Genomic DNA, 7,527 nt, shown 5'->3' with positions numbered 1-7,527 from the left:
CCTTCTCCCGAGCCTCCTTCGACAGCTTCGCCCTGGCAATCCGATCCTCAAGCTCCTGAAGCTCGTCCTGGCCCTCCTCGCCCTCGCCAAGCTCCTTCCGGATCGCCTTCAACTGCTCGTTCAGGTAGTACTCGCGCTGCGTCTTCTCCATCTGCTTCTTGACGCGGTTGCGGATCCGCTTCTCGACCTGGAGTACGCCAATCTCGCTTTCCATTACGGCGTAAATCTTCTCAAGCCGGCGGCCAATGGCGGCGGTTTCGAGGATGTCCTGACGCTCAGCGATCCCCAGGGATAGATGCGAGGCAATCGTGTCGGCAAGCTTGCCGGGCTCCTCGATCTGGTTCAGGGAAACCACGACCTCGGAAGGCGTGTTCTTGTCCAGCTTGATATACCGCTCGAACTGGCGGAGCGTCGTGCGGGCCAGCGCATCGACATCCGAGTCCGCCTCCCGGATTTCCTCGATGCGGCTGGCACTGGCCTGAAAGCATGGGCCACCATCGACGAACTCCTCCAGAGCCATGCGCTCGCCGCCCTCCACCAGCACTTTCACTGTCCGATCAGGAAGGTTCAGCACTTGCAGCACCGTGCCAAGAACGCCGACCCGATATATATCCTCGGGTGTTGGATCGTCCTGCGACGCATTCTTCTGGGTGACGAGCAGGATCTGCTTTTCGTAATGCATCGCCTCGTCGAGGGCCTTCACCGAGCGCTCGCGGCCCACGAACAGCGGCACGATCATGTGGGGAAAGACCACGATGTCGCGCAGCGGCAATACCGGGTACTGCTTGGCGGCCTGAGTATCCTGCATCTGACCTCGGCGGGTTACGGAGTGACCAGACCGACATGGGTAAGCGCGGGCCGCCCCGCCCGACCACGCGGTGTCGCCACCACTGCTTGACGATGGAAGCCGGTCCGGGGAGGCCGCCCGTCGCCGGTCACGCGCTGCTACCCAGGTCCTCGCGCCGATCGGCGTAGATGTAGAGCGGGCGCGAACGGCCTTCGACCACCTCGCGGTTGATCACCATCTCCTCGACGGAGTCGAGACCGGGGAGGTCGAACATCGGCTCCAGCAGGATGCTTTCCATGATGGAGCGGAGGCCACGGGCCCCTGTTTTCCGCGCGATGGCCTTCTCCGCGATGGCCTTCAGCGCGTCCTCCGTGAACTCCAGGTTCACGTTCTCCATCTCGAACAGCCGCTGATACTGCTTGACCAACGCATTGCGCGGCTTTGTCAGGATATCGATCAGCGCGTCCTCGTCCAGGTCGTTCAGCGTGGCGATCACGGGCACGCGGCCGACGAACTCGGGGATCAGGCCGAACTTGAGCAGGTCCTCCGGCTCGACGTCCTTGAAGATCTCGCCGGTTGCCCGCTCCTCGGGCGCGCGCACATCCGCGCCGAAACCGATGGACGACCCCTGATGGCGCTGCGAGATGATCTTCTCCAGCCCGGCAAAGGCACCGCCGCAGATGAACAGGATGTTCGTCGTATCGACCTGCAGGAATTCCTGCTGCGGATGCTTGCGCCCGCCCTGCGGGGGAACCGAGGCAACCGTGCCCTCCATGATCTTGAGGAGCGCCTGCTGCACACCCTCGCCCGACACATCGCGGGTGATGGAGGGGTTGTCCGACTTGCGGGAAACCTTGTCGATCTCGTCGATGTAGACGATGCCGCGCTGGGCCCTTTCAACGTTGTAGTCGGCCGCCTGCAGCAGCTTCAGGATAATGTTCTCGACATCCTCGCCGACATAGCCGGCCTCGGTCAGGGTCGTGGCGTCAGCCATCGTAAAGGGCACGTCGAGAATCCGCGCCAGCGTCTGCGCAAGCAGCGTCTTGCCACAGCCAGTGGGGCCGATCAGCAGGATATTGGACTTGGAAAGCTCGACGTCGTTGTTCTTCGACGCATGCGCAAGACGCTTGTAGTGGTTGTGCACCGCGACCGAGAGAACCCGCTTCGCATGTCCCTGGCCGATCACGTAGTCCTGCAGGATCTTGGAGATGTCCTGGGGTGTCGGCACGCCGTCGCGGGACTTCACCAGCGTGGTCTTGTGCTCTTCCTTGATGATGTCCATGCACAGTTCAACGCATTCATCGCAGATGAACACCGTCGGTCCGGCAATGAGTTTCCGGACTTCGTGCTGGCTTTTCCCGCAGAAGGAGCAGTAGAGGGTATTTTTCGAGTCGCTGCCGGTGGACTTGCTCATAGCGCCGTCGTCAAACCTGCTCTGTTGCGATTATGTTAGCCACGGCAAGCCCCGCGGCACAACGCAAAATTCCGGCGGCAGCGAAACGCAAGGGCTTCCGCGCCTCCGCGCAGTTCGCCGCCCCGTTTCCCTGCCGCCGGAAATTGTCGCCGTACTCGGTTGAATAGTATCTTAAAGTCCTCGCCAAACGGCTGTGTCGGGCTCAGTCCTTATCGCTCGCCGTCGTCGGCCGCTGCTGAACCACCGCGTCGATAAGACCGAATTCCTTGCTGTCCTCGGCGGACATGAACTTGTCGCGCTCCATCGCCTCCTCGACCGTCTTCAACGGCTGGCCGGTGTGATGGGCGTAGATCTCGTTCAGCCGCTGACGGGTAGCCAGGATCTCGCGGGCATGGATCTCGATATCCGTCGCCTGACCCTGGAAGCCGCCGGAGGGCTGATGGATCATGATCTTGGAATTCGGCAGGGAATAGCGTTTGCCCTTCGCGCCCGCCATCAGCAACAGTGAGCCCGCCGAAGCCGCCTGCCCGACGCAGACCGTCGAGACGTCGGGTCGGATATACTGCATGGTATCGTACATCGCGAGGCCGGCGGACACCACGCCACCCGGCGAGTTGATGTAGAAGGAGATGTCCTTGTTCGGATTCTCCGACTCCAGATAGAGGAGCTGCGCGCAAATCAGGCTGGCGACCCCATCATGGATCGGGCCGGTCAGGAAGACGATGCGCTCCTTCAACAGCCTGGAATAGATGTCGTAGGCGCGCTCTCCACGGTTGGTCTGCTCGACCACCATGGGGACAAGCGTGTTCATGTAAGTTTCGGTCGGATCGCTCATCGTCGATTCGGTCCCATGCCGTCCCGGGTTCGCGGCTTCGTCTTCCTTCAGGATTCGCCGCTGGTATCGCTGTCGGCGCCCTTGTCGGAAGCCCCGTCAGACTCCGCCTTCGCGGTTTTCGCCTTGGCCTTCGAGCCGCCGCCGCTCTTCTTCGCGGTGGACTTGCCGGACGCCTTCTTCGCGCCGGACTTCTTCTTCGCGGCCTTATTCTCGCCCGCACCCTCGGCCTCGTCGCCGTCACCGCTTGCGCCGGCTTCCTCTTCGATCATCTTGCGAAGCTCGTCGGTCGTCACCTCGCGCTCGGTGACATTGGCGAGTTCGAGGATGTAGTCGACGGCCTTGTCCTCGTAGAGCGGGGCACGAAGCTGGCTCAGCGCCTCGGGATTGTTCTGGTAGAACTCGAAGACCTCACGCTCGTGACCCGGATGGCGCTGTACCTCCTGGATCAGCGCCTGGTTCATCTCCTCCTGCGAGATCTCGAGGTTGGCGCGGCGGCCGATCTCCGAGAGCAGCAGGCCGAGGCGCACCCGGCGCACCGCGATGTCGCGGTAATCCTGCTTGAGCTGCTCCTCGTCCTTGTCCGCGTCCTCGGCATCGAGCTGGCCCTGCTCGCGGTCGTGCTGGATCTGGTGCCAGATCTGCTGGAACTCCTGCTCCACCATCGACGGCGGCACGTCGAAGTCGTGACTCTCAGACAACTTGTCGAGTAGTTCGCGCTTCACCCGCTGACGGGCGAGGCCGGCGTAATCGTTCTCGATCTGCTCGCGCACGCGCTGCTTGAGCGCCTCCAGATCCTCCTCGCCGAACTTCTTGGCGAACTCGTCGTCGATGGTTACCGGCTGGGTTTCCCGGATCTCCTTCACGGTGACCTCGAAGTCCGCGTCCTTCCCGGCAAGCTTCTCGTTCTGATAGGTACCGGGGAAGGTGACACGGATATGCCGGGTCTCACCCTGCTCGGCACCGACGAGCTGCTCCTCGAAGCCCTCGACGAAGCGGTTCGAGCCAAGCTCCAGATGGTGGTCCTCGCCGGACATGCCCGGCAGTTCCTCGCCATCGACGGACCCCTTGAAGTCGACGACCAGAACGTCGCCCTTCTCGGCCGGGCGCGCTTCCTCCAGAGGCTGCGTGTCCTTGTGATGGGAGGCCAGACGCTCCAGCGCCTCGTCGACCTCCGAATCGGGGACCTGAACCTTCAGGCGCTCCAGCGAAAGCTCGGAGAATTCCACCGGCTCGATGTCGGGCAGGATCTCCATCGACATCTTGTATTCGAGGTCCTGGTCCTCATCGAAGGATTCCACCTCGATCTGCGGCTGCTGGATCGGCCGGAGCCCGCGCTCCTCCATTGCCTGCTGCGAGCTGTCGTTGACCGCCCGCTCGAGAACCTCTCCCAGCACGGCCTTGCCGAAGCGCTGGCGCAGGATACTCATCGGCGCCTTGCCCGGGCGAAACCCGGGAATGCGTGCCTGCTGCCCAACCTCTTTCAGCCGGTCCTGGACCTTCTGATCGATCTCGTCCTTCTCGACGCGGACCTTGTACTCGCGCTTCAGGCCCTCGGCGTTTGTTTCAGTCACCTGCATGGACCGCTCGGCCCCTTCTCTTCGCGTCTAGTTTTCCGGATCGGCGGCGTCCGCGCGAAACGTCTTTGCAGCGCCGCGCCCGCGTTGGTGCGGGCGGAGGGACTTGAACCCCCACGGGTTACCCCACTGGTACCTAAAACCAGCGCGTCTACCAATTCCGCCACGCCCGCAGACGCCGGTGCGGAGGCCTCGTGTATCCCATCGCACAGGGCAACGCAACAGCCGGGCGGCGAGATAAGTGATCCAATCGCGTCCTCATGGCTCACTCAGCGCGCCAACCCACACCGTCGGGCCACCAGGGCAGCGGCACAGGCATCGAGGATCGCCTCCTCGTCAATGCGATAGTGACGATGAAGATCGCTCAGAGCCCCGGACTGGCCGAAATGCTCCACGCCAAGCCCCTCCACGCGGTGCCCGCGCACCGAGCCGAGCCACGACAGCGTCGCCGGGTGGCCGTCCAACACGGTCACGAGCGAGGCGTCGGCCGCGAGCGGTGCCAGCAGTTCCTCGACGGCCGAGGGCGCCGTCCCCGCCCCGGTCTGGCGCGCCTTCTCCGCGGCGCCCCATCCCGCGTTCAGCCGGTCAGCCGAGGTGATGGCCAGCAAGCCCGCGCCCGGCACTTCCTCCAGCAGCGATTCGTAGGCCGCGATGGCCTGCGGCGCCACCGCGCCGGTATAGACGATGGCCAGTTCCGCCCCAGGCGCCGGCTCGCGCAGCCAGTAGCCACCGGAAATTACGGCGGATTTCAACTCGGCCGTCATCTCGCGACGGGGCTGCTCGACCGGCCGGGTCGACAGTCGTAGATAGACTGAGCCGCCCTCGACGTCACGCAGCCAGTCGCTGCCTGGGTCGCCGGAGCCGTCGCGCTGCAGGTAGTCGAAGCCCCATCCCATGATGGCCGCGAGTTCGTCGACGAACGCCGGCTCGAAGGCGGCGAGGCCGTCCTGACTCATGCCGATGAGCGGCGTGCCGACGGACTGGTGCGCCCCGCCCTCCGGCGCCAGCGAGATACCGGACGGCGTCGCCACCAGCATGAAGCGGGCGTTCTGGTAACAGGCGTAGTTCAAGGCATCCAGCCCGCGGAGGATGAAGGGATCGTAGAGCGTCGCCACCGGCAGCAGACGCTCGCCGAACAGTTCGTGCGACAGCCCCGCCGCGGCCAGCAGGGTGAAGAGGTTGTTCTCGGCGATGCCAAGCTCCAGATGCTGGCCGTCGGGCGACATCCCCCACTGATGGGCGGAGACGACTTTCTCGTCCCGGAACGTATCGGCCCGGCGATGCCGGCTCCAGATTCCCCGCCGGTTCACCCAGCCCGCCAGATTGGTGGACACGGTGACATCGGGGGAGGTCGTGACGATGCGCCGGGCCAGATCGTCGTCCGCCCGCGCCAGTTCCGCCAGGATTTTGCCGAAGCCTTCCTGCGTCGACATCCGCTCGCCCGAGGGACAGGGCAGACTCTGCGGCACCGCCACACGCTCGGCCTTGAAGCGGCGGCGGCCACGCGCGGCGAATGGAACGTCGGACAGCAGCGCCTGAATATCCTCCGCCGGCGCCTCCAGCCCCGCAAATCGGTCCCACTCCGCGCCCTCGGGCACCCGGTGACGGCGCCGGAACTCGGCCATCTGCTCGTCATTCATGATGCCGGCGTGATTGTCCTTGTGGCCGGCGAACGGCAGACCGTGACCCTTGATGGTATAGGCGATGATGCACTTCGGCCGGTCGCCTTCAAGACCGTGCAACGTCTCCAGCACCACCTCCATGTCGTGCCCGGCCAGGTTCGTCATCAAATCGTGAAGCTGGGCATCGTCATACCGGGCCAGCAGATCGCGCACGCCCGGGACGTCGAGAAGATCGGCTTCCAGGTGCGAGCGCCATGCCGCGCCGCCCTTGAACACCAGGGCGGAATAGAGCGAGTTCGGGCAGGCGTCGATCCACTCGCGCAGCGCTTCGCCGCCGGGCTTCTCGAAGGCAGCCTGCAGCTTCTTGCCGTACTTTAGCGTGACGACGTCCCAGCCCATCGTGTCGAACAGGCGATCGATCTGGCCGAACAGACGGTCCGTCACCACGCTGTCCAGGCTCTGGCGGTTGTAGTCGATGATCCACCAGACATTGCGGACGTCGTGCTTCCAGCCCTCCAGCAAGCACTCGTAGATGTTGCCTTCGTCCAGTTCGGCGTCGCCCACCAGCGCCACCATCCGGCCCGCCGGACGCTCGCCCAGCCAGCCCTTGAGCTGCACGTAGTCCTGCACGAGGCTGGCAAACGAGGTCACCGCCACGCCAAGGCCCACCGAGCCGGTGGAGAAGTCGACGTCGTCGGTGTCCTTGGTCCGGGACGGATAGGACTGCGCGCCGCCGTAACCGCGGAAAGCCTTCAGCTTCTCCACGTCCTGCTGGCCCAGCAGGTACTGAATCGCATGGAATACCGGGCTTGCGTGAGGCTTGACGGCAACTCGGTCCTCGGGCCGAAGCACATCGAAATAAAGCGCGGTCATCAGGGTATTGAGCGAGGCGCAGGAAGCCTGGTGCCCGCCAACCTTGATGCCGTCCGGGTTCTCGCGGATGTTGTTTGCGTTGTGGACTGTCCAGGACGAGAGCCAGAGAACCTTCTTCTCAAGCTCCCGAAGGAGGCCTATCCGATCCGCCACCCGCGCAGGCGCCCCACCCGCCGCGCTTTCCTGCCGCTTCGCACCGTCTGCCATGCCCGCACGCCGCTCCTAGTCCGGTCCGCTTCGTGAACCGCCATACCTTCCTCACCCGGCAGCGGCTTTGCAAGGGGTGTCGGCATGGTAACAGAAGCGATTAAACCGCATTCGACGCGAATACGGTGCGATGCATGGTGCATGTGGATGCGGACAAGAGTGTTGTTCACCCGCGTGGCTGGGCGGCCCGGCAAATCGCCGGCCTGCGCGAAGAA

General features: G+C 64.2%; 5 protein-coding genes and 1 tRNA gene. All 6 read right to left on the bottom strand.

What is annotated here, in order from left to right:
- The coding region (locus DRB17_RS01900) for an LON peptidase substrate-binding domain-containing protein (protein WP_193725716.1) at positions 1-808 on the bottom strand (808 nt) is incomplete at its 3' end.
- Positions 809-935: 127 nt separating this feature from the next.
- Positions 936-2,201, bottom strand: coding sequence for an ATP-dependent Clp protease ATP-binding subunit ClpX (gene clpX / locus DRB17_RS01895; protein WP_114580441.1), 1,266 nt, complete (start codon positions 2,199-2,201; stop codon positions 936-938).
- A 202-nt stretch (positions 2,202-2,403) separates the two neighbouring features.
- Positions 2,404-3,036: an ATP-dependent Clp endopeptidase proteolytic subunit ClpP gene (gene clpP, locus DRB17_RS01890; RefSeq protein WP_114580440.1), complete on the bottom strand. Its 633-nt coding sequence runs from the start codon at positions 3,034-3,036 to the stop codon at positions 2,404-2,406.
- Positions 3,037-3,083: 47 nt separating this feature from the next.
- A complete protein-coding gene (gene tig, locus DRB17_RS01885; RefSeq protein WP_114580439.1) occupies positions 3,084-4,613 on the bottom strand; it encodes a trigger factor in 1,530 nt (509 codons plus the stop codon).
- Between the two features lie 85 nt (positions 4,614-4,698).
- Positions 4,699-4,783: transfer RNA gene (locus DRB17_RS01880), tRNA-Leu, on the bottom strand.
- 96 nt (positions 4,784-4,879) lie between these two features.
- The gene (locus DRB17_RS01875) at positions 4,880-7,312 is read right to left on the bottom strand and encodes a transketolase (RefSeq protein ID WP_114580438.1); all 2,433 of its coding nucleotides are present in this window, start codon (positions 7,310-7,312) and stop codon (positions 4,880-4,882) included.
- Positions 7,313-7,527 lie beyond the last annotated feature (215 nt).

The sequence above is a fragment of the Ferruginivarius sediminum genome (assembly GCF_003344765.1).
GTDB lineage: Bacteria > Pseudomonadota > Alphaproteobacteria > Kiloniellales > Rhodovibrionaceae > Ferruginivarius > Ferruginivarius sediminum.
This window is presented reverse-complemented; position numbering and strand designations above follow the sequence as displayed.